This window comes from uncultured Sphingomonas sp. (genome assembly GCF_964244265.1).
Lineage (GTDB): Bacteria > Pseudomonadota > Alphaproteobacteria > Sphingomonadales > Sphingomonadaceae > Sphingomonas.
The window spans coordinates 108405-129735 of the sequence record NZ_CAXTHV010000002.1 but is presented as its reverse complement, the minus strand read 5'-3'; the positions used below and the strand labels follow the sequence as shown (position 1 = coordinate 129735).

The window sequence follows — 21331 nt, the reverse complement described above, 5'->3', positions numbered from 1 at the left end:
CCCCACCCGCTATTCATTGGCATTGCTTATTTCGGCAGCACCACCGTAGGGCCGATATTGGCCAATATCTGATGCGCATCAAAGGCGCGGACATTGCCGGCTGGCTTTGGACCCTTGCCCATCACAATCTCGGCGGTCGCCTCGTATTTGTCGACGGTGGTCACGTCGATGGTATTTCCCCAGAACGGGTCGCCGAAAAACGGATCCCATGAACGCCAGCCAAAGCCGCGGCCATAATAGCGCCAACTGGGTCCCCAATAGCCATAAGGTCCCGGTCCGAACGGCTGACGATCGACATAGGTCCGGGACGTGCGATCGGTTGCGCGATCGGCGAGCACGAAATAGTCATATCCCTGTTGGGTGGTCAGTTCAGCTGCGTGGAAAAGCAGATATCGCTCGACCGTATCCCGCGAGGTATATGAATTTCCCGCGAAGCTGACCTGGAAGCGATTGGCTTCGATCTGGCGCTCGCTATAGCCCTGGCGGGCAAAGCCGACGCCGGTGGCCGGGCGATAGGCGGTTTCCGCCATGCACCCGCCGACCAACAAGGATGCCGTGGCGATTGTCGCGATGGCGACGCCCCGGCGCACACGTAACACCATGATATTTCTCCGTTCCACGATGAGGTTTACCGTTTCATCCTACGTCATGCTAGCGGAACGTCCGATGAACGGACTTGGCTCCCGACCATCCGCGGAATGCTGGGGTTGCATCGCCTTTCGGCCCGTTTATAGAGCGCCTCCACGGTAACGATCCCTGATAGCTCAGCGGTAGAGCTCTCGACTGTTAATCGAGCGGCCGTTGGTTCGAATCCAACTCAGGGAGCCAATTCGGAACAAAAAGGGCGAGCTTCGTTCGCTGTCGCTCTCATGACGAGGCCGGCGCTTCGGGACGAATGACCCGCCCCCGAACGGGCGGCCCCAGTCACGAACGCGACTCGCCCCGCAACGCCGCAGGCCGGGCTCATGCGCCGACCCCCAGCGTCGCATTGTCGATGACGAAGCGGTACTTCACGTCGCTGCGTTGCATCCGGTCATAGGCATCGTCGATGTCCTGGGCACGGATCATCTCGATGTCGGCGACCACGCCGTGTTCGGCGCAGAAATCGAGCATCTCCTGCGTTTCGGCGACGCCGCCGATCAGCGAGCCGGCGATCGCGCGGCGCTGGAAGATGAGGTTGGCGACGTTGGGTGAGGGATGCAGGTGTTCGGGGACGCCCACCAGCACCAGCGTGCCCCCGCGCTTGAGAAGACCGGAAAAGGCGTCGAGGTCGTGGCTCGCCGCGACGGTGTCGAGGATCATGTCGAAGCTGCCTGCATGCGCCGCCATCTGATCAGCGTCGCGCGAGATCACGACCTCGTCCGCGCCCAGCGCCAGCGCGTCGGCGCGCTTGCTCTCCGAGGTAGTAAAGGCGACGACGTGCGCGCCCAGGGCGTGGGCGATCTTGATGCCCATGTGACCGAGCCCGCCGATGCCGACGATGCCGATCTTCCTGCCCGGACCGCCCTGCCAATGTTTGAGCGGCGAATAGGTGGTTATCCCCGCGCAGAGCAGCGGCGCAACGGCGGCGAGCTGGTCCGCCGGATGCGTCACCTTGAGGACGAACTTGTCGTCGACGACGATGCTTTGCGAATAGCCGCCGAGCGTATGGCCAGGGGCATCGTCGGTCTTGCCGTTGTAGGTGCCAACGAATCCGGTCCCCGTGCAGTAATTCTCCAGCCCCTCCTGGCACGACGGACATTTCTGGCAGCTGCCGACCATGCAGCCGACGCCCACGGTTTCGCCGACGTGAAAACCGGTCACGTCGTTGCCGACCGCCCGAACGTAGCCGACGATCTCGTGGCCGGGAATGCAGGGATAGAGCGTGCCGCCCCACTCGCCGCGGACCTGATGGAGGTCCGAATGGCAGACCCCGCAATAGGCGATGTCGATGACGACGTCGTGCGCACCGGGTTCGCGGCGGATGATCGTCATCGGCTCGAGCGGCACATCACCGGCGGTAGCGCCATAGGCGTTGATGGTCATGCTAATCTCCTGCTCGTATGATAAAGATGTCGGCGCCGCAGGCAGCCTCATCAGGCTCTCCGCCCGCCGGCATTGATCAAGCGATGAACTGCTCCATGGTGATGCGGTCGTCGAGCGCGTGTTCGGGATCGAACAGCAAGGTCAGTTCGCGGCTGCGATCGATGGCGATGTCGACCCGGGCGACGTCGCGAACCTCGCGTTGATCGGCGACGGCGGAGACCGGTCGCTTGGCCGGCTCCAGCACGGTGATGCCGATGCGGGCCTTTTCGGGCAGGATCGCACCGCGCCAGCGCCGCGGGCGAAACGCGCTGATCGGGGTCAGCGCGATCAGCGCCGACCCCAGCGGCAGGATTGGTCCGTTGGCCGACAGATTGTACGCGGTTGATCCCGCCGGCGTGGCCGCGAGGATGCCGTCGCAGGCCAGTTCGGGCAGGACGACGCGATCGTTCAGCGTCACCTCCAGCTTGGCGGTCTGGCGGGTTTCGCGCAGCAGCGACACCTCGTTGATTGCCGGCCGGACGAATGTCTCACCGCCCATTGTCCGCGCCGTCATGGTCAGCGGCGTCACCTTGAACGGCTTGGTGCGCTCCAGCCGCGCTTCCAGTCCGTCGCGATGCCAGTCGTTCATCAGGAAGCCGACGGTGCCAAGGTTCATCCCGAACACCGGCACCGGATCGCCGCGCCGCTCTAGGATGGCGTGCAGCGTCTGCAGCATATAGCCGTCGCCCCCCAGGGCGATGATCAGCTCGGCTTCCTCGACCGCCACCCAATCGTAACAGCCGCGCAACTCGGCGGCGGCGATCTGCGCAGGGGCGGTGGCGGAGGCGACGAGCGCGCGTCTCGCAGTCACCATCGCCTCATCCGCCCGTCACGCTCATGTGCCGCGCGACCGCCGGGCGCCCGCCGCGCTCGATCGCAAAGGCATGGCGCGCTGGCTTGATCGCCAGCGCGTCGTCGATCGCCGCATCGAGTCCGGCGACGCCGCCGGCCCGCAATGCCTGCTTGAGGTCGGCCTGATCGTCGTGGCCGAGACAGGCATAGAGGCGGCCGTCGGTGGTCAGCCGCATGCGGTTGCAGCCATCGCAGAAATTGGCGGTGAGGGGCGAGATCAGACCCAGTCGCGTGGCGCTGGCGCCGACCCGCCAATATCGCGCCGGTCCGCCGGTGCGGCGATCGTCGCGGGTCAGGTCGAGGCTTTGGGCTAAATTCTCTAATATCGCGCTTAGCGGCATGAAATAATCGGCGCGGTCGTCCTCGATCGCGCCCAGGGGCATGGTCTCGATCAGGCTGAGGTCGTGGCCCTGCGCGACGCACCACGCCAGCATGGCCGCGACTTCGTCGTCGTTCAGGCCCTTGAGCACCACCATGTTGATCTTGATCGCCAGCCCCGCCGCCTTGGCCGCGACGATGCCGCCCAGCACCCGGTCGAGGTCGCCCGTTCGCGTGATCATACGGAAACGGTTGGGGTCGAGACTGTCCAGGCTGACGTTGATCCGGCGGATACCGGCGCCGACCAGCGCCCGGGCATGCCGCGCCAATTGCGTCGCGTTGGTGGTGAGCGTCAGCTCGTCGAGCCCGCGCCCGACATGGCCGCCAAGCCGCCGCGCCAGATCGAGCACGCCGCCGCGCATCAGCGGCTCGCCACCCGTCAGCCTGATCCTGGTCACCCCGCGCGCGATGAAGCGTTCGGCGATCACCGCGATCTCCGACAGGTCGAGCAGGTCGGCGCGCGGCAGGAAGGTCATGTCCTCCGCCATGCAATAGCGGCAGCGCAGGTCGCAGCGATCGGTCACCGAGACGCGCAGATAGGTGATGGTGCGGCCGTGGCGGTCGTTCAGGGGCGGGACGGGGGCCATGTCGCTGCGGAGCTAGGAGGTCGTACAGGGTTCAGCAACCCCGATTGCGGATTGGCGAAGCGGCGTCGTCAGGCGTAGATGACGGGTGATGGACCAGGCCGACCCCCTTGCCGGCGACCCCCTTGCCGGCGACCTGCCGTGGGACGAGGCGGCGCTGTTCCTCCTGTCGTTCGGCGAACGCGGCGAATTGTCGGCGATCGCCGCCGCCGCCGGCTGGCGCGTCGTCGCGGCGCGACGCGGCGAGGGCGCGGTCCGGCGGTTCCTGACCAGCGGGGCGACGATCGCCCTGCTCGATACCCGCGGCGCGCTGGAGGAGGGCCTGGCCCAGGCCGGCGCGCTCGGCGAGGCGGCGCGCACGCGGGGCGGGGCGTTGCTCGTCCTGGTGTCGAGCGGCGACGTCGCGTCGCTGGCGCCCTTATATTCCGCCGGGGCGACCCACTTCCTGGTCAGCCCGTTCGGCGAAACCGAACTGGTCCACGCCTTGCGCTTCGCCGCCCGGCACGTATCCCGCATCGGCGGCACGACGGCGCCCAGGCGGGAGCTTGATCCGCTCGGCTGGCGATATCATCGCGGCACGCGCCGCTTGCGGTTGACCCCGGCGCTAGCCCGCCGGATGACGCAAGACGAGGACATACCGGCGGCCGTCGCCCTGCGCACGATGCCCCGGTCCGACCGCGACAATGCGATCGCCGCGATCCGCCGGGTGGGTAGCGGCGGGGCGACCGCCTTTGCCCATGACGTGGCGGGACAGGGCCGCCTCGTCCATCACATCCAGGCCATTGCCGGGGATCCCTGGATCTACGGCCTGATCGAGGAATTGGGAATGGCGCCCGACGCGGCCGCCACGACCGGCGTGTCGATGACCGAGGTCGACGACGTGATCGCGGCGCGCGACCGGATCGACCGGCGGTTGCGGCGCGGTCTGCCGGCGACCGCGGTGATCGCCGCGCTCAGCCGCTTCGACCTGGTCAACACCAGCTATGGGCGCAACGCCGGCGACACGCTGATCGGCGCCGCGTTGCGCCGCGTCGAGACATGCGCGCGTTCGACGCTGGGCAAGCGGCATGCGCTGGCCCGGCTGCGCGGCCCCGAATTCCTCGTCGCGTGCGATGACGCCGATGCCGCGGAGGACTTTGCCCGCACCTTGTCCGAAGTCCTGGCGCGGCCCTTTGCGATCGAGAGCGCGCTGGTCTCGGTCGGGGCGCGGATCGGGGTCGCGACCTCGCAGCCCGGCGAGGATGTCGCGATGCTGATGCGCCGCGCCGGCGACGCGCTGGAGGAGGCGCGGGCGTCGGACGGGGCGACGATACACATTGCCGGCGGGCTGGCGACCAGCGGCGCATCGCTCGACGTCCTGGCAACCGACCTGCGCCGCGCGATCGAGGGCGGCGAGATCGCGGTGCTGTTCCAGCCGCAGGTGGCGATCGGCAGCGGGCGGATCACCGGCGTCGAGGCACTGGCCAGATGGGAGCATCCGCGATTCGGCGCGATCGGCGCCGAGGCGCTGTTCGCCGCCGCCGATCGCGCCGATCTGGGGCTGGCGCTGTCCGACCATGTCCAGCGGCTGGCGCTGGAGGGCGCGGCGGCGTGGCCGGCATCGCTCGGCGGCCTCCGGCTGGCGGTGAACGTGACCGCTGCCGACATCGCGCATCCGGGGTTCGTCGACATGTTCCTCGATCGGGTCGACGGCTCGGGTTTCGGCCGGGCGCGGCTGACCGCGGAGATCACCGAAAGCGGCCTGATCGACGATCTGGGCGCGGCGGCGACCTTGCTGGCCAGCCTGCGCGGCGCCGGCTGTCGCATTGCGATCGACGATTTCGGGACCGGCTATTCCAGCCTGGCCTATCTGAAGGCGCTCCCGCTCGACTACCTCAAGATCGACAAGAAACTGGCGCAGGATATCGCCGGCAACCCCCGCGACCGGATCGTCGTGCGCGGCGTGATCGAGATGGCCCGGTCGCTCGGCCTGTCGGTGATCGCCGAGGGCGTCGAGACCGACGAGCAGCTCGACCTGCTGGCACGTGAGGGCTGTCAATATTATCAGGGATTCCTGTGTTCCGAGCCGGTCGACGCGGTCCGCCTGGCCGAACTGATCGAACGGCAGCAGGCCGATTGACCGGCACGAAGCCAGGTGAAATTATTTTCGTTCGCCTGTTGTTCCGGAAGAACAGATCGAATACAAGTCCGTCGTCAAAGATTGAACGCGGCATTCAATCCAGCTAGCGACGGAGACGAGACATGGCGGCATCCCTGAAGGTGATCGACAGCAAGATGGCAGTTTCCACCGACAAGGCCGCGGGTGACCGCGCCAAGGCGCTTGAGGCGGCGCTCGCGCAGATCGATCGTGCGTTCGGCAAGGGATCGGCGATGAAGCTGGGCTCGAAGGAGGCGATGCAGGTCGAGACGATCTCGTCGGGCAGCCTCGGGCTCGACATCGCGCTTGGCGTCGGCGGATTGCCCCGCGGCCGGGTGATCGAGGTCTATGGGCCGGAGAGCTCGGGCAAGACGACGCTCGCGCTGCACGTGATCGCCGAGGCGCAACGGGGCGGCGGCACCGCGGCGTTCGTCGATGCCGAGCACGCGCTCGATCCCGTTTATGCCAAGAAGCTGGGCGTCAATATCGACGAGTTGATCGTGTCGCAGCCCGATACCGGCGAGCAGGCGCTGGAGATCGTCGATACGCTGGTGCGCTCCAACGCGATCGACGTGCTGGTTATCGATTCGGTCGCGGCACTCGTTCCCCGCGCCGAGATCGAGGGCGAGATGGGCGACAGCCATGTCGGCCTCCAGGCGCGGCTGATGTCGCAGTCGCTGCGCAAGCTGACCGGATCGATCAGCCGTTCGCGCTGCATGGTGATCTTCATCAATCAGCTGCGCATGAAGATCGGCGTGATGTACGGCAATCCGGAAACCACGACGGGCGGCAATGCGCTCAAATTCTATGCCAGCGTCCGCCTCGACATCCGTCGCACCGGCCAGATCAAGGATCGCGACGATATTGTCGGCAATACGACGCGCGTGAAGGTCGTCAAGAACAAGGTGGCGCCGCCGTTCAAGCAGGTCGAGTTCGACATCATGTATGGCGAGGGCATTTCCAAGATCGGCGAGATCCTCGATCTCGGCGTGAAGGCGGGGATCGTCGAGAAATCGGGGGCGTGGTTCAGCTACGATTCGATCCGCATCGGCCAGGGACGGGAGAATTCGAAGGCCTATCTCAAGGACAATCCGGACATCGCCGACCGGCTGGAACGCGCGATCCGCGCCCGCACCGACAAGGTGGCCGAGGAATTGATGGCCGGCCCAAGCGAGGATGACGATCTGTAGGGGCGTCCAGCGTACCTCGCGTCCCGCCAGGCCGGGCAAATGGCCAGGATGGCGCGTCGTCGGTGGTAAAGGATGTGATGACGCTGATCGTACACCATCTCGCCAATTCGCGATCGCAGCGCGTGCTCTGGATGCTCGAGGAGCTCGGCCTGCCCTATGAGGTCAGGCGCTATGAGCGCGACGCCACGATGCTCGCGCCGTCCGGGCTCAAGCGCATCCATCCGCTCGGCAAATCGCCGATCATCGAGGATGGCGGCCGGGTCCTGGTCGAGACCGGCGCGATCTGCGAGTATCTCGTCGAACGGGCCGATGGCCGGCTGGGTCCGCCGGCGCATCGCGACGATGCCCTGCGCTATCGCGAATTCGTCCATTATGCCGAAGGATCGATGATGCCGGTGCTGCTGATCAAGCTGGTGCTCGATCGCCTGCCGTTGGTCGGGAAAATCGTGGCACGGCGCTTTCGGCCGATGATCGATGTCCATCTCGATTATGTCGAGCGGCAATTGTCGGACCGGCCCTGGTTTGCCGGCGATGTCCTGACCGCCGCCGATATCATGATGAGCTTTCACCTGGAGGCGGCGCGCAGCCGTGCGGGGCTCGACCGGTCGCGCCCGGCGACGCTTGCCTGGCTGGACAAGATCCACGCCCGGCCGGCCTATCGTACCGCCCTGGCCAGGGGCGGGCCCTACGACTATGCCTGAGACGGGATCAGGCTTTGCCGGCAAAACCCCGGCCAGGGGCATGGGGCGGTTCGATCTCGGGCGGTTCGGGCGGATCGAGCGCGCCCTCCCACCGTGCCACGACGCCGGCGGCGATGGCATTGCCGATCACGTTGGTCGCCGAGCGGCCCATGTCGAGGAAATGGTCGACCGCCAGGATCAGCAACAATCCCGCCTCGGGCAGCTTGAACATAGACAGGGTCGCGGCGATCACCACTAGGCTGGCGCGCGGCACGCCGGCAATGCCCTTTGACGTGATCATCAACGTCAGCAGCATCGCCACCTGCGTGCCCAGATCGAGATGGATGCCATAGGCCTGCGCGATGAACAGCGACGCGAACGTCATGTACATCATCGATCCGTCCAGGTTGAACGAATAGCCCAGCGGCAGCACGAAGCTGGCGATGCGCGGCGGCACGCCGAACCGGTCCAGCGCCTCCAGCGTGCGCGGGAACGCCGCTTCGGAAGACGAGGTCGAAAAGGCGACCAGCACCGGCTCGCGCACATAGCGCAGCAGCACGCGCGCCCGGGGGCCGATGAAGAGGAAGGAGAGCAATCCCAGCGCCACCCACAGGAGCAGCAGGCCGATATAGACGCTGAGCATGAAATAGCCGAGGCTCAGGATCACCTGCGGCCCGCGCTCGACCAGGGTCGCTGCGACCGCCGCGAACACCGCGAACGGCGCGAACCGCATGACGTAATCGGTAATCTGCAGCATCACCGCGACCAGCCCTTCGGCCGCGCGGACCAGCGGCGCCGCGCGCTCGCCGATCGCGGTGATCGCAACCCCGAAGAAGACGGAGAACACGACAATCTGCAGGATGTCGTTGGACGCCATCGCGTCGACGACCGACGACGGAAAGATATGGGTGATGATCTGGGCCGCGTCGAACTTGCTCTTGTCGATATCGGTCGTCGCGGTCATCGGCGGCAGCGGCAGGTTGAGGCCGACCCCGGGCTGGAGAAGATGCACCAGTACCAGGCCGAGCGTCAGCGACAACAGGCTGGCGCCGACGAACCACAGCAATGCCTTGAGCCCGACGCGGCCCAGCGCGCCGGTATCACCCATGTGCGCGATGCCCGTGACCAGGGTGCCGAACACCAGCGGCGCGATGATCATCTTGATCAGGTGGAGGAAAATGGTAGTGACAATGCCGATCCAGCCGGCGATCGTCTTCAGCCGATCGGCTGCCGCCGCGTCGGGCGCGTCGCCGACGACCGCGGCGTTGATCGCCCAGCCGACGACCAGGCCCAGGACCAGCCCGATCAGGATATAGGTCGTCAGCCGCTTCGCCAAAGTCGCTCTCCCCGCATTGCTCGCAAGGAAGGGGATTGTCGCGGCCGGGTCAAGGACCGTATCGCGGCCGCAATCGCGCAACGCGCCCGCGCGGCGGTGTTCGGCCATCTCCATCGGCTCCGCAAAGTACGGTAGCGATCGCCGCCCCGCCGGCGGACGGCTTGAGTAGCGTTCGTGCCTATCCTAAGCCGCTGCCTTATGATCTCGACCAACGACATCCGCCGCAGCTTCCTCGATTACTTCACGCGTGAGGGCCATATGCTGATGCCCTCGGCGCCGTTGGTGCCGCAGAACGATCCCACGCTGATGTTCGTCAATGCCGGGATGGTGCCGTTCAAGAACGTTTTCACGGGGCTCGAGACGCGCTCCTACCGGACCGCCACGTCGAGCCAGAAGTCGGTGCGCGCCGGCGGCAAGCACAACGACCTCGACAATGTCGGCTATACCGCCAGGCACCACACCTTCTTCGAGATGCTCGGCAATTTTTCGTTCGGCGATTATTTCAAGGAGCGCGCGATCGGCCTAGCCTGGAACCTGATCACCCGGGAATGGGGGATCAGCCCGAACCGGCTGACCGTCACCGTCTATCATACCGACGACGAGGCGTTAGACCTGTGGAAAAGAATCGCCGGTCTGCCCGAGGCGCGGATCATCCGCATCCCGACCAAGGACAATTTCTGGGCGATGGGCGAGAACGGGCCGTGCGGACCCTGTTCGGAAATCTTCTACGACCATGGCGACCATATCCATGGCGGTCCGCCCGGCAGCCCCGACGAGGATGGCGACCGGTTCGTCGAGATCTGGAACCTGGTGTTCATGCAATATGAGCAGCAAGCCAACGAGATCGTCGGCAACCTGCCCAAGCCGTCGATCGATACCGGCATGGGTCTCGAACGGATCGCCGCCGTGCTCCAGGGCGTCCACGACAATTACGATACCGACACGTTCCGGGCGCTGATCGCCGCCTCGACCGCGCTGACGGGCACGCGCGCCGAAGGCGAGAACCAGGCAAGCCACCGCGTCATCGCCGATCACCTGCGCGCATCCGGCTTCCTGGTGGCGGACGGCGTGCTGCCCGCCAATGAGGGGCGCGGCTATGTACTGCGGCGGATCATGCGCCGCGCGATGCGGCATGCGCATCTGCTGGGGGCGAAGGACCCGCTGATGCACCGGCTGGTGCCGGCGCTGGTCGCCGAAATGGGCGCCGCCTATCCCGAGCTGGTCCGCGCCCAGGCGATGATCGAGGCGACGCTGGCGCAGGAAGAGGCGCAGTTCCGCAAGACGCTGGACAAGGGGCTGAGGCTGCTCGACGAGGCGACGGCGGGAATGGAGCCCGGGGCAACGCTGGCCGGCGAGACCGCGTTCCGGCTCTACGACACCTATGGCTTCCCCTACGACCTGACCGAGGATGCGCTCCGCCGCCAGGGCCTTGAAGTCGAGCGGGAAGGTTTCGACGCGGCGATGGCCGAACAGAAGCGCGCCGCGCGCGCCGCCTGGAAGGGATCGGGCGAAAAGGCGTCGGACGACCTCTGGTACGACATCGCCGAGGACCAGGGCGGCACCGAGTTCATCGGCTATGCCGCCGAACAGGGCGAGGGCGAGGTCGTCGCGCTGATCCGCGACGGCATGGCGGTCGATCGCGCCGACGCGGGCGAGACGGTCGACATCGTCCTCAACCAGACGCCCTTCTATGGCGAGAGCGGCGGCCAGGTCGGCGATGCCGGCACCGCGACCAGCGACAAGGGCCTTCGCGCCGCGATCACCGACACGCAGAAGCATCTCGGCCGGGTCTGGGCGCATCGCGCGACAATCGAGGCCGGCACTGTCGCGATCGGCGATGCGCTGCACCTGACGGTAGATGGCGAGCGCCACGCGGCGATCCGTGCGAACCATTCGGCGACGCACCTGCTCCACGCCGCCTTGCGCGAACGGCTCGGCACGCATGTCGCGCAGAAGGGCAGCCTGGTCGCGCCCGATCGCCTGCGCTTCGATTTTTCGCAGCCGGTGGCGGTGGAAGCGGCGGCGCTGGCGGCGGTGGAGGCCGAGGTCAACGCGTATATCCGCCAGAACGACCGTGTCGCGACGCGGCTGATGACGCCTGACGAGGCGATCGCCGAGGGCGCGATGGCGCTGTTCGGGGAGAAATATGGCGACGAAGTCCGCGTCGTTTCGATGGGGCGGGGTGACGCCGGCATCTACAGTCTGGAACTGTGCGGCGGCACCCATGTCGCCGCGACCGGCGACATCGGCCTGTTCAAGGTGGTGAGCGAGGGCGCGGTCGCCTCCGGCGTGCGCCGCGTCGAGGCGCTGACCGGCGAGGCGGCGCGCGCCTATCTGGCGGGCCGCGACGAGAAACTGCGCGAGGCGGCGGTCGCGCTGAAGACCTCGCCGGACGAGGTGCCGGCGCGGGTCATCGCCCTGGTCGAGGACCGTCGCCGGCTCGAGCGCGAACTTGCCGAAGCGAAGAAGGCGCTGACATTGGGCGGCGGCGCGGCGCAGGCGGCGGGCCCGGAACAGGTCGCGGGCGTCGCGTTCGTCGGCCAGGTGGTGGAGGGGCTTGAGGCCAAGGGCCTGCGCGGCGCGGTCGACGACGGCAAGCAGCGGATCGGATCGGGCGTGGCGATGATCGTCGCGGTAAATGATGGCCGCGCATCGGTCGCAATCGGCGTTACTGCCGACCTTGTGGCGCGGTTCAACGCGGTCGACCTGCTCAAGACGGCGGTCACGGCACTCGGCGGACAAGGCGGCGGCGGCCGGCCTGACATGGCCCAGGGCGGCGGACCCGACGGCGACAAGGGCGCCGAAGCGGTCGCGGCGGTGAAGGCGGCGATGGCCGCCTGACCCGTCAGCGCTTGGCGGCACCGCCCACCCGCCGCAACCGCGGCTCGCGGTCCATCCCCGCATCGTCCTTGATCGCCTTGCGCAGTTCGTCGCGCTTGTCGTGGATCGAGGCGATGACCGGGCCCATTGCGACGCCGAGATCGACCAGCACCGCTTCCGACAATTGCAGCGAGCTTTCCAGCGTCTCGGGCACCGCGTCGGTCGCGCCGGCGCGATACAATTGCGCGGCGTGCGCGCCGTCACGGGCGCGCGCCACGATCGTGAGCGCCGGCACCCAGCTGCGCACCCGCCGGGTCAGCTGGATGCCGAGCACCGGATCGTCCATCGTCAGCACCAGCGCGTCGGCACGGCCGAGGTTGAGCCGATCGACCAGGTCGCTGCGCGCAACGTCGCCGAACAGGATCGGGTAACCGTCGCGCCGCGCCGCCGCGACGACATCGATATCGGCCTCGACCGCGACGAACTTCTTGCCGTGCGCCGTCAGCATGTCGGCGACCATGCGCCCGACCCGGCCGAAGCCGATGATCACCGTGCCCGGGCCGTCGGCCTCGATCGCCAAATCGCGCCCGTCGCCGTCATCGGCCTCCAGCCGGCGGGCGACCGCACGCCCTCCCTTGGCCAGCAGCGGCGTCAGCGTCAGCCCCATCGCGGTCACCGTCTGCCAGAAGGCGGCGGTCGAGGGCAGGATCAGCGCCGCCTGGGTCGCGGTGCCCAGCACGATCAATGTGGTCTCGGACGGGCTCGCCATCATCGTCGCGGTCTCGGCCGCCACGCCGTTGCGCGCGCCCGACAGCTTGAGCAGCACGAAGGTGACGAGGCTCTTGGCCGCGATCACCCCGAGCAGCGCGAGCACCAGATCGGTCCAATGCTGCGCGATCGCGGTGACGTCGAGCCGCATGCCCACGGTGATCAGGAACACGCCCAGCGCCAGCCCCTGGAACGGCGCGGTCATCGCCTCGACCTCGCTGTGATATTCGGTCTCGGCGATCAGCAGCCCGGCGAGCAGCGCGCCGACGATCGGCGAGAGACCGGCGGCGGTGGTGGCCAGGCTGGCGACGATCACCACCAGCAACGACGCGGCGAGGAACAGCTCCGGGCTCTTGGTCCGCGCGGCCTGCGAAAACAGGCGGGGCAGGACCAGCCGACCGCCGACGAAGATCGCGACGATGCTGATCGTCCCCCAGACCAGCACGCCGACGATTTCCGACCCGGCCGCGCCGGGGGCGAGCGCGCCGAGCGTGAAGATGATCGGGACCAGCGCCAGATCCTCGAACAGCAGCATGGCAAAGGCCGATTGCCCGACCGCGCCGGTCGTCCCGACCATCGGCAGCACGAGCGCCGTCGACGACAGCGCCAGCGCGAACCCCAGGCCGATGCCGCCCGCCGCCGCCTGGCCCGCGAGCACCAATGCCAGCCCGATGACCAGCCCCGAGACGGCGAGCTCCGCCGCGCCGACCCCGAATACCAGCCCGCGCATCGACCAAAGCCGCTTGAGCGACAGCTTCAGGCCGATCGAGAACAGCAGCAGCGTGATGCCGAATTCGGCGAATGGCTCGATCGCGTGCGGGTCGGTGATCGTGATATGATAGAGCCACGGATACCGGTCGACCGACGCGCCCAGCCCAGCCGGACCGACCAGCATCCCGACCAGGATGAAGCCGATCACCGGGCTGATCCGGAACCGCGCGAACGCTGGAATGACGATCCCCGCCGCGCCGAGGATGACCAGCGCGTCGCTGAAGCCCGCATTGGACAGGGGGAAGGCCATGGCCGAGCACCTAACCCGGAACCGGCCGGCTTGTCAGCTTACGATCGCCAGGAAAGCGCCCGCTGGCGCACGATGCCGGCCCTTCGCCGTTCGAGCACGATCATGACGTCGTGCGCCATCGCTTCCAGATCGGCGGTATCCTCCTCGTCCCAGGACGGCCGCGCCAGCGTATCGAGCACGTTGATAGTGCCGATGCAGCGCCTGAGCGGCGTGATCAGGGGCGCACCGGCATAAAAGCGGATATGCGTGGCGCCGGTGACGAGCGGATTGTCGGCAAATCGCGCGTCTCTCGTTGCGTTGCGTACGACGAGCGGCGCGGCATTGCGTACCGTATGCGTGCAAAACGCGATACGCTTGTCCGTTTCGGTGGCGGTCAGGCCGATCCGCGCCTTGAACCATTGTCGGCGGTGGTCGACCAGCGAGATCAGCGAGATCGGCGCGCGAAAACGCCGGGCCGCTCGAGCGACGAATGCATCGAATTCGGGCTCGGGGCGCGTGTCGAGAATTCCGTAGCTGTCGAGCGCGGCAAGCCGCATGCGCTCTCGGACCAGATGACCGGGCGCATAAGATTGGTTCGTGATTGCGTTTTCAATCGCCAACATGACCGACCCATCATAATGCTATGGTGGGGAAACGCCGATTGAAGCGGTTAGTTGCTTGATTCGACATTATTTTGCGGAACCGCCATCAGCGGGCGGTTTGGCCCATCGCCGTCTCGAGATTGACGCGAACCGCCTCGAAGAACTGCTCGGTCGTCATCCATGACTGGTCCGGTCCGATGAGGAGGGCGAGGTCCTTGGTCATCTTGCCGCTCTCGACGGTCGCGATGCACACCTTTTCCAGTTCCTCGGCAAAGCGGGTGACGTCGGGCGTGTCGTCGAACTTGCCGCGATATTTGAGGCCGCCGGTCCACGCGAAGATCGAGGCGATCGGGTTGGTCGAGGTCGCCTTGCCCTGCTGATGCTGGCGATAATGGCGGGTAACGGTGCCGTGTGCCGCCTCGGCCTCCACCGTCTTGCCGTCGGGCGAGAGCAGCACCGAGGTCATCAGGCCGAGACTGCCGAACCCTTGCGCGACCTGGTCGGACTGGACGTCGCCGTCGTAATTCTTGCACGCCCACACGAACTCGCCGCTCCACTTGAGCGCACTGGCGACCATGTCGTCGATCAGGCGGTGCTCGTAGACGATGCCCGCCTGCTTGAACCGGTCGGCGAACTCGGCCTCGAACACCTCGGCGAACAGATCCTTGAAGCGACCGTCATAGGCCTTGAGGATGGTGTTCTTGGTCGACAGATAGACCGGCCATTTCAGGTTGAGCCCGTAATGCATCGACGCCCGCGCAAAGTCGCGGATCGAATCGTCGAGATTGTACATCGCCAGCGCCACGCCGGGCGAGGGGAACCGGAACACCTCCTGGTCGATGACCGCGCCGTCATCACCCTCGAACACCAGGCGCAGCTTGCCCGGGCCGGGAACGCGGAAGTCGGTCGCGCGGTATTGGTCGCCAAACGCGTGGCGGCCGACGACGATCGGCTTGGTCCAGCCCGGGATGAGACGCGGCACGTTCGAGATGACGATCGGCTCGCGGAAGATCGTACCGCCCAGGATGTTGCGGATCGTGCCGTTGGGCGACTTCCACATCTTCTTGAGGCCGAACTCCTCGACGCGCTGCTCGTCGGGGGTGATCGTCGCACATTTCACGCCGACGCCGTATTTCTGGATCGCCCTCGCGCTGTCGACCGTCACCTTGTCGTCGGTCTGGTCGCGATAGTCGATGCCGAGGTCATAATAATCGAGATCGATGTCGAGATAGGGCTTGATCAGGCGCTCGCGGATCCATTCCCAGATGATCCGCGTCATCTCGTCGCCGTCGATTTCGACGACGGGCGTCTTCACCTTGATCCTGGCCATGTCCGCATTCCTGTGAAGAGAGAGTTGCCGCGCTCCTAGGGGGAAGCGGGGAGGGGGGTCAAGCCGCACCCCCATCGTCTTGCCCATCGTGTCTGGCGCATCCAAAGTTCACCAAAGTTCACGGGGGTAACGAGACTTTTCGGCGCACGAGCGGATCGCTTGGACGATCATGGGTGCAAAGGGTCGAACGTATCAGGGACAAGGCGTGTAGGACAGCGTCGCGTTGCCTTGCCGAGCCAAGACCGGTAGAGCGCGCGGATGCCTTCGATCGACCCGCCGGCCATCGGCACGACCACGGTGAAGTGGCGGTTTCCCGGAATGCATCGCGAGGGTCGGCCCTATGTCATCGCCGCCGGGGTGCTGACGCTGGCGGCTATGCTGTTCTGGCCGTTCGCCGCCTGGCCGCTGGCATTCCTGACCCTGGGCATCGCCGCGTTCTTCCGCGATCCGATCCGGGTCACGCCGCGCGGCGACGGGCTGGTCATCGCGCCGGCCGACGGGCTGGTGACGATGATCCGGCCGGTCGTGCCCCCGGCCGAACTTGCCGCGCTGGGCACCGCGCCGCTGGTGCGCGTGTCGATCTTCATGAGCGTGTTCGACGTTCACGTGAATCGCACGCCGATCGCCGGCGTGGTCCGCCAGGTGGTCTACATATCGGGCAAGTTCCTCAACGCCGATCTCGACAAGGCGAGCGACGACAATGAACGCCAGCATATCGTCGTCGAGCATCGCGACGGGCATCTGGTCGGGTTCACCCAGATTGCCGGCCTGGTCGCGCGGCGCATCGTCGGGTTCGTCAAGATCGGCGACATGATCGCGGCGGGACAGCGGGTCGGGCTGATCCGGTTCGGCAGCCGCGTCGACGTGTATTTGCCCGCCGACAGCGCCTGCCAGGTGGTGCTGGGCCAGCGGACCCTGGCCGGCGAGACCATCCTGGCGCGGGCGGGAGGCGAGGTGGCGACCGGCGTGACGCAGTGAGGCCGCCGATGCGCGTCCGCCCGCTGGGCCGGATGCCGGCCGGGCTGCCGCTGCGCGCGATCGCGCCCAATGCGGTGACCGCGCTGGCCCTGTCGGCGGGCCTCACCGGCATTCGGTTCGCGATCGACCGGGATTGGCAATTGGCCGTGGCCATGGTGATCGTCGCGGCCCTGCTCGACGGCATTGACGGCAGCGTCGCGCGATTGCTGCGCGGCCAGAGCCGGTTCGGCGCCGAACTCGATTCGCTCAGCGATGCGATCGCCTTCGGGGTGTCCCCCGCGCTGATCCTCTATCTGTGGTCGCTTACCGACGCGCCGCGTTTCGGCTGGGTGTGCGCGCTGGTCTATGCGGTGTTCTGCGCATTGCGGCTGGCGCGGTTCAATGCCGGCATCGACCTGGCCGAACAGCCGCACAAATCCGCAGGCTTCCTTACCGGGGTGCCGGCCCCGGCGGGCGCGGGGCTGGTCATGCTGCCAATGTATCTATGGTTCGTCACCGATTACGCCTGGTTGCGCTCGCCATGGATGGTGGCCGGATGGCTGGTGGCGGTGGCCTTGCTGATGGTGTCCAGCCTGGCGACGTTCAGCTGGGCATCGCTGAGATTGCGTCCGCGTATCCGGTTCGAGGTGCTTGCCGCGATCGTCGCGACCGGCGCCGCCCTGGTCTCGGCCCCCTGGCCGACGCTTGCCGTGCTCGGGATCGTCTATGCCGCGACGCTGCCGTTCAGCGTCGCCGGCTATGCCCGGATCAGGCGGCAGCGCGCCAACGCGACGGGTCGCCAGCCACCGGCCTGACGCTGGCCCGGACCAGCGCGCTACGCCGCGGCGGCAAGGGCGGCAGGATCGGCTCCGCAACGGGGCCGGTCAGTGCGCTCATGATCTTCGGCAATGCCGGCATCACCGTTACCGCGATCGTCGAGACAGCCGCGATCATCGCGGTGGCGAACAACAGAATAGTCAGCGCCATCATAACGCATCTTCCTTTACGTCGGGAACGTCCCGATAGTCGCGGAACGGCCAAGTTATCCACAGGTTCCCAAACCTGTTGATGATCGCTTTATGTTCCTTCTATGTTCAGATTGTCAACTGAAAAGAACATGGCAGGGTATCGTGGCTCGTCCAACGGAGTGAGGGCGATGTCCGGCCGTGCCCCGGCCGCCGCCGAATAGCGGCTCTTGCCTTTTTGGCCGTCATCGGATAGCGGCGCGCCTTCAAACCCGCATGGGAAGCATCATAGCCCGGTGCGCGTCGACCTTCCCGGTCGTCGCGTCATCCGCTTCCCAGAGGCTCAACCGGAAGGATCTATCCCTATGGCGGCACCTGTCGTCTCCATGCAGCAATTGCTCGAAACGGGCGCGCATTTCGGCCACCAGACGCATCGCTGGAACCCGAAGATGAAGCCCTACATCTTCGGCGACCGCAACGGCGTTCATATCCTCGATCTGTCGCAGACGGTGCCGTTGTTCGCGCGCGCGCTGGAATTCGTCGCCGGGTCGACCGCCGCGGGCGGCAAGGTGCTGTTCGTCGGCACCAAGCGCCAGGCGCAGGAGCCGATCGCCGACGCCGCGCGCCGGTCGAACCAGCATTTCGTCAACCATCGCTGGCTTGGCGGGATGCTGACCAACTGGAAGACGATCTCCAATTCGATCAAGCGACTCAAGAGCCTGGAGGAGCAGCTGTCGGGCGACACGGTCGGCCTGACCAAGAAGGAAGTGCTCCAGCTCACCCGCGAGAAGGACAAGCTCGACCTGTCGCTGGGCGGCATCCGCGACATGGGCGGCATTCCCGACGTGATGTTCGTGGTCGACGCCAACAAGGAGGAACTGGCGATCAAGGAAGCCAACACGCTGGGCATCCCGGTCGTCGCGATCCTCGATTCGAACGTCTCGCCGGACGGTATCGCCTTCCCGGTGCCGGCCAATGATGACGCCAGCCGGGCGATCCGGCTGTATTGCGAGGCGATCGCGATCGCCGCGACGCGGGGTGGCAACGAGCAGCAGGCCCGATCGGGCCGCGACGTGGGAGCGATGATCGAACCGCCGGCCGAGGACGCGCTCACCGCCGACACGCCGCCGCAGACGGAGACGGCGGCAGACGCCGAGCCCCAGATCGACGCCTGAGCGTCGCCGAATTGAAACATCGGCGGGGCAGGGCGTGACCGCTCTGCCCCGCCGCATTCATATCTGAACCAAGAGGATTAGGACGATGGCCGACATCACGGCAGCGATGGTCAAGGACCTGCGCGAAAAGAGCGGCGCGGGCATGATGGATTGCAAGAAGGCGCTGAACGAGACCGGCGGCGACATGGACGCCGCGATGGACTGGCTGCGCACCAAGGGGCTGGCCGCGGCGGCCAAGAAATCGAGCCGTACGGCCGCCGAGGGACTGGTCGGGATCGCCGTGGCCGGCACCCGGGGCGTAGCGGTCGAGGTCAACAGCCAGACCGACTTCGTCGCCAAGAACGACCAGTTCCAGACGTTCGTCCGCGACGTGACCGCGATCGCGCTGGAGAAGGGCGACGACCTCGACACGCTGAAGGCGGCGCCGATGGCGCAGGGCGGAACGGTCGAGGAAGTCCTGACCGCCAACATTGCCACGATCGGCGAAAACCAGGTGCTGCGCCGCGTGCGTGCCGTATCGGTGTCGAGCGGCGCCGTCGTCCCCTATGTCCACAACGCCGCCGCGCCCGGGCTGGGCAAGATCGGCGTGCTGGTCGGGCTGGAATCGAGCGCCGGGATCGACGTGCTCGAGCCGCTCGGCAAGCAGATCGCGATGCACGTCGCAGCGGCTTTCCCGCTGGCGCTCGACGAAGCGGGGCTGGACGCCGACGTGATCGAGCGCGAGCGCGCGATTGCCACCGAAAAGGCGGCGGAGAGCGGCAAGACCCCCGAGATCGTCGCCCGGATGGTGGACGGCGCGATCAAGAAGTTCGCCAAGGAAAACGCGCTCCTCAGCCAGCCGATCGTAATGGACGGCAAGACGCCGGTCGCCGACGTCGTCGCCAAGGCGGCGAAAGACGCCGGCACGGCGATCAGGCTGACCGATTATGTCCGCTTCCAGCTGGGCGAAGGCATCGAGAGGGAAGAGAGCGACTTCGCCGCCGAAGTCGCCGCCGCCTCGGGCGTGCCGCAGCCGACTGCGTAGGTCGGTTCGGGGGCGGGCGGAGCAGCCCAGGGTTCCGGCGACGTACGGCGGTTTTGCATCCTTGGCATCGCCGGGCGACCTGCCTAAGGTCCGCGCCGCTCCCGAACCGACCGCCAGACTGCAAGGTGCCATGACCAGCCCGCGATTCAAACGCATCCTGCTCAAGCTGTCCGGCGAGGTGCTGATGGGCGAAGCCGCCCCAGGTTCCGGTAACGCGCAGCATCGCGGGAAAGGCGGGGGGGGAGAAGGCGGCCTGTCGATCGATCCGGCGGTCACCGCACGGGTGGCGAGCGAAATCGCCGATGCCCGCGCGGCGGGATACGAGCTGTGCGTCGTCGTCGGCGGCGGCAACATTTTTCGCGGGTTGTCGGCGGCGGCCAAGGGGATCGAGCGCGCGACGGCCGATTACATGGGCATGCTGGCCACGGTGATGAACGCGCTGGCGGTGCAGAATGCGCTTGAACAGATCGGCGTCGACACCCGCGTCCAGTCGGCGATCCCGATGCAGTCGGTGTGCGAGCCGTTCATCCGCCGCCGCGCCGAACGCCATCTCGAAAAGGGTCGCGTCGTGATCTTTGCCGCCGGCGTCGGCTCGCCGTTCTTCACCACCGACAGCGGCGCCGCGCTGCGCGCCGCCGAGATGAAGTGCGACGCGCTGTTCAAGGGCACGTCGGTCGACGGCGTGTACGATGCCGATCCCAAGAAGGTGGCGACCGCCAGGCGCTTTGCGACCGTCAGCTATGACACGGTGCTGGCGCAGAACCTGAAGGTGATGGATGCCAGCGCCGTGGCGTTGTGCCGGGACAACGAGATCCCGATCGTCGTCTTCAACATCCGCCAGCATGGCAATCTCGCCGCCGTCTTGCGCGGCGAGGGCGTGTCGACGATCGTGCAGAAGGAAGGATGACCGATGGCCGTTTACGACAAGGCCGATATCGAACGACGCATGGCCGGTGCCACCGAATCGCTGCGGCACGACCTGGGGGGGCTGCGCACCGGGCGGGCCTCGACCACGCTGCTCGAACCGGTGACGGTCGAGGTCTATGGCAGCCACCTGCCGCTCAACCAGGTCGCGACCGTCTCGGCGCCCGAACCACGGATGCTGTCGGTGCAGGTGTGGGACAAGTCGAATGTCGGGGCGGTCGAAAAGGCGATCCGGTCGGCCGGCCTCGGCCTCAACCCGATCAACGACGGCCAGACGCTGCGCCTGCCGATCCCCGATCTGACCGAGGAACGGCGCAAGGAACTGGCAAAGCTGGCCGGCCAATATGCCGAAAAGGCGCGCGTCGCGGTGCGCAACGTGCGCCGCGATGCAATGGACGGCCTGAAGACCGACGAGAAGAAGGGCGTTTATTCAGAAGACGAACGCAAACGCCACGAATCCGACGTCCAGAAGATGACCGATGCGACGATTGCCGCCATTGACGCGGTGGCAACGGGCAAGGAAAAGGAAATCATGGGCAAGTGAA

General features: G+C 66.8%; 19 protein-coding genes and 1 tRNA gene. 11 read left to right on the top strand and 9 right to left on the bottom strand.

Going from position 1 to position 21331, the window contains the following annotated elements; all coding sequences use genetic code 11:
- Positions 1–26: 26 nt before the first annotated feature.
- Complete coding sequence (locus ACFE7K_RS01590; RefSeq protein ID WP_375396396.1) at positions 27–602, bottom strand: hypothetical protein; 576 nt, start codon at positions 600–602, stop codon at positions 27–29.
- A gap of 151 nt (positions 603–753) precedes the next feature.
- On the opposite strand from ACFE7K_RS01590, the gene ACFE7K_RS01585 reads away from it, so the two are divergent.
- Positions 754–828, top strand: a tRNA-Asn gene (locus ACFE7K_RS01585).
- Positions 829–963: 135 nt separating this feature from the next.
- Here the strand turns inward: ACFE7K_RS01585 and ACFE7K_RS01580 are convergent.
- The 3 genes from ACFE7K_RS01580 to moaA all read right to left on the bottom strand — a co-directional run bounded on the left by ACFE7K_RS01580 (position 964) and on the right by moaA (position 3881).
- Entirely contained in the window at positions 964–2025 is a 1062-nt protein-coding gene (locus tag ACFE7K_RS01580; protein WP_375396395.1) for an NAD(P)-dependent alcohol dehydrogenase, read from the bottom strand.
- A gap of 76 nt (positions 2026–2101) precedes the next feature.
- The gene (locus ACFE7K_RS01575; RefSeq protein ID WP_375396394.1) at positions 2102–2878 is read right to left on the bottom strand and encodes an NAD kinase; all 777 of its coding nucleotides are present in this window, start codon (positions 2876–2878) and stop codon (positions 2102–2104) included.
- Between the two features lie 4 nt (positions 2879–2882).
- Positions 2883–3881 carry a GTP 3',8-cyclase MoaA gene (gene moaA / locus ACFE7K_RS01570; RefSeq protein WP_375396393.1) on the bottom strand — a complete coding sequence of 333 codons (999 nt, stop codon included), beginning with the start codon at positions 3879–3881 and terminating at the stop codon, positions 2883–2885.
- A gap of 88 nt (positions 3882–3969) precedes the next feature.
- Between moaA and ACFE7K_RS01565 the strand changes: the two genes are divergently transcribed.
- From ACFE7K_RS01565 to ACFE7K_RS01555, 3 genes are all read left to right on the top strand, one after another.
- Positions 3970–5997, top strand: coding sequence for a putative bifunctional diguanylate cyclase/phosphodiesterase (locus tag ACFE7K_RS01565; protein WP_375396392.1), 2028 nt, complete (start codon positions 3970–3972; stop codon positions 5995–5997).
- A 122-nt stretch (positions 5998–6119) separates the two neighbouring features.
- On the top strand, positions 6120–7205 hold the full coding sequence (recA, locus tag ACFE7K_RS01560; protein ID WP_375396391.1) for a recombinase RecA: 1086 nt from the start codon (positions 6120–6122) through the stop codon (positions 7203–7205).
- A gap of 77 nt (positions 7206–7282) precedes the next feature.
- Positions 7283–7906 (top strand): glutathione S-transferase family protein, encoded by a 624-nt coding sequence (locus ACFE7K_RS01555; protein WP_375396390.1) that lies wholly within the window; start codon positions 7283–7285, stop codon positions 7904–7906.
- Positions 7907–7913: 7 nt separating this feature from the next.
- Here ACFE7K_RS01555 and ACFE7K_RS01550 read toward each other — a convergent pair whose 3' ends face one another.
- Complete coding sequence (locus ACFE7K_RS01550) at positions 7914–9221, bottom strand: dicarboxylate/amino acid:cation symporter (protein WP_375396422.1); 1308 nt, start codon at positions 9219–9221, stop codon at positions 7914–7916.
- 198 nt (positions 9222–9419) lie between these two features.
- Here ACFE7K_RS01550 and alaS point away from each other — a divergent pair, with 198 nt between their 5' ends.
- Complete coding sequence (gene alaS, locus ACFE7K_RS01545; protein ID WP_375396389.1) at positions 9420–12062, top strand: alanine--tRNA ligase; 2643 nt, start codon at positions 9420–9422, stop codon at positions 12060–12062.
- Positions 12063–12066: 4 nt separating this feature from the next.
- On the opposite strand, the gene ACFE7K_RS01540 is transcribed toward alaS, so the two are convergent.
- The 3 genes from ACFE7K_RS01540 to ACFE7K_RS01530 form a co-directional block, all read right to left on the bottom strand.
- Positions 12067–13830: a cation:proton antiporter gene (locus ACFE7K_RS01540; RefSeq protein ID WP_375396388.1), complete on the bottom strand. Its 1764-nt coding sequence runs from the start codon at positions 13828–13830 to the stop codon at positions 12067–12069.
- A 38-nt stretch (positions 13831–13868) separates the two neighbouring features.
- Positions 13869–14366, bottom strand: coding sequence for a GAF domain-containing protein (locus ACFE7K_RS01535; protein WP_375396387.1), 498 nt, complete (start codon positions 14364–14366; stop codon positions 13869–13871).
- Between the two features lie 151 nt (positions 14367–14517).
- The gene (locus tag ACFE7K_RS01530) at positions 14518–15741 is read right to left on the bottom strand and encodes an NADP-dependent isocitrate dehydrogenase (RefSeq protein WP_375396386.1); all 1224 of its coding nucleotides are present in this window, start codon (positions 15739–15741) and stop codon (positions 14518–14520) included.
- Between the two features lie 258 nt (positions 15742–15999).
- On the opposite strand from ACFE7K_RS01530, the gene ACFE7K_RS01525 reads away from it, so the two are divergent.
- Positions 16000–16719, top strand: a complete 720-nt coding sequence (locus ACFE7K_RS01525) for a phosphatidylserine decarboxylase (RefSeq protein ID WP_375396385.1) — start codon at positions 16000–16002, stop codon at positions 16717–16719.
- Positions 16720–16727: 8 nt separating this feature from the next.
- Positions 16728–17513 carry a CDP-alcohol phosphatidyltransferase family protein gene (locus tag ACFE7K_RS01520; RefSeq protein ID WP_375396384.1) on the top strand — a complete coding sequence of 262 codons (786 nt, stop codon included), beginning with the start codon at positions 16728–16730 and terminating at the stop codon, positions 17511–17513.
- Here the strand turns inward: ACFE7K_RS01520 and ACFE7K_RS01515 are convergent.
- Positions 17467–17685, bottom strand: a complete 219-nt coding sequence (locus tag ACFE7K_RS01515; protein ID WP_375396383.1) for a hypothetical protein — start codon at positions 17683–17685, stop codon at positions 17467–17469. The two genes, ACFE7K_RS01520 and ACFE7K_RS01515, sit on opposite strands and share 47 nt — an antisense overlap.
- 343 nt (positions 17686–18028) lie before the next feature.
- On the opposite strand from ACFE7K_RS01515, the gene rpsB reads away from it, so the two are divergent.
- The 4 genes from rpsB (at position 18029) to frr (ending at position 21330) form a co-directional block, all read left to right on the top strand.
- Positions 18029–18838: a 30S ribosomal protein S2 gene (rpsB, locus tag ACFE7K_RS01510; RefSeq protein ID WP_375396382.1), complete on the top strand. Its 810-nt coding sequence runs from the start codon at positions 18029–18031 to the stop codon at positions 18836–18838.
- Between the two features lie 85 nt (positions 18839–18923).
- On the top strand, positions 18924–19862 hold the full coding sequence (gene tsf, locus ACFE7K_RS01505; protein WP_375396381.1) for a translation elongation factor Ts: 939 nt from the start codon (positions 18924–18926) through the stop codon (positions 19860–19862).
- A 130-nt stretch (positions 19863–19992) separates the two neighbouring features.
- Positions 19993–20769, top strand: a complete 777-nt coding sequence (gene pyrH, locus ACFE7K_RS01500; protein ID WP_375396380.1) for a UMP kinase — start codon at positions 19993–19995, stop codon at positions 20767–20769.
- Between the two features lie 3 nt (positions 20770–20772).
- Positions 20773–21330, top strand: a complete 558-nt coding sequence (frr, locus tag ACFE7K_RS01495) for a ribosome recycling factor (protein ID WP_375396379.1) — start codon at positions 20773–20775, stop codon at positions 21328–21330.
- The last annotated feature ends 1 nt before the right edge of the window (position 21331 follow it).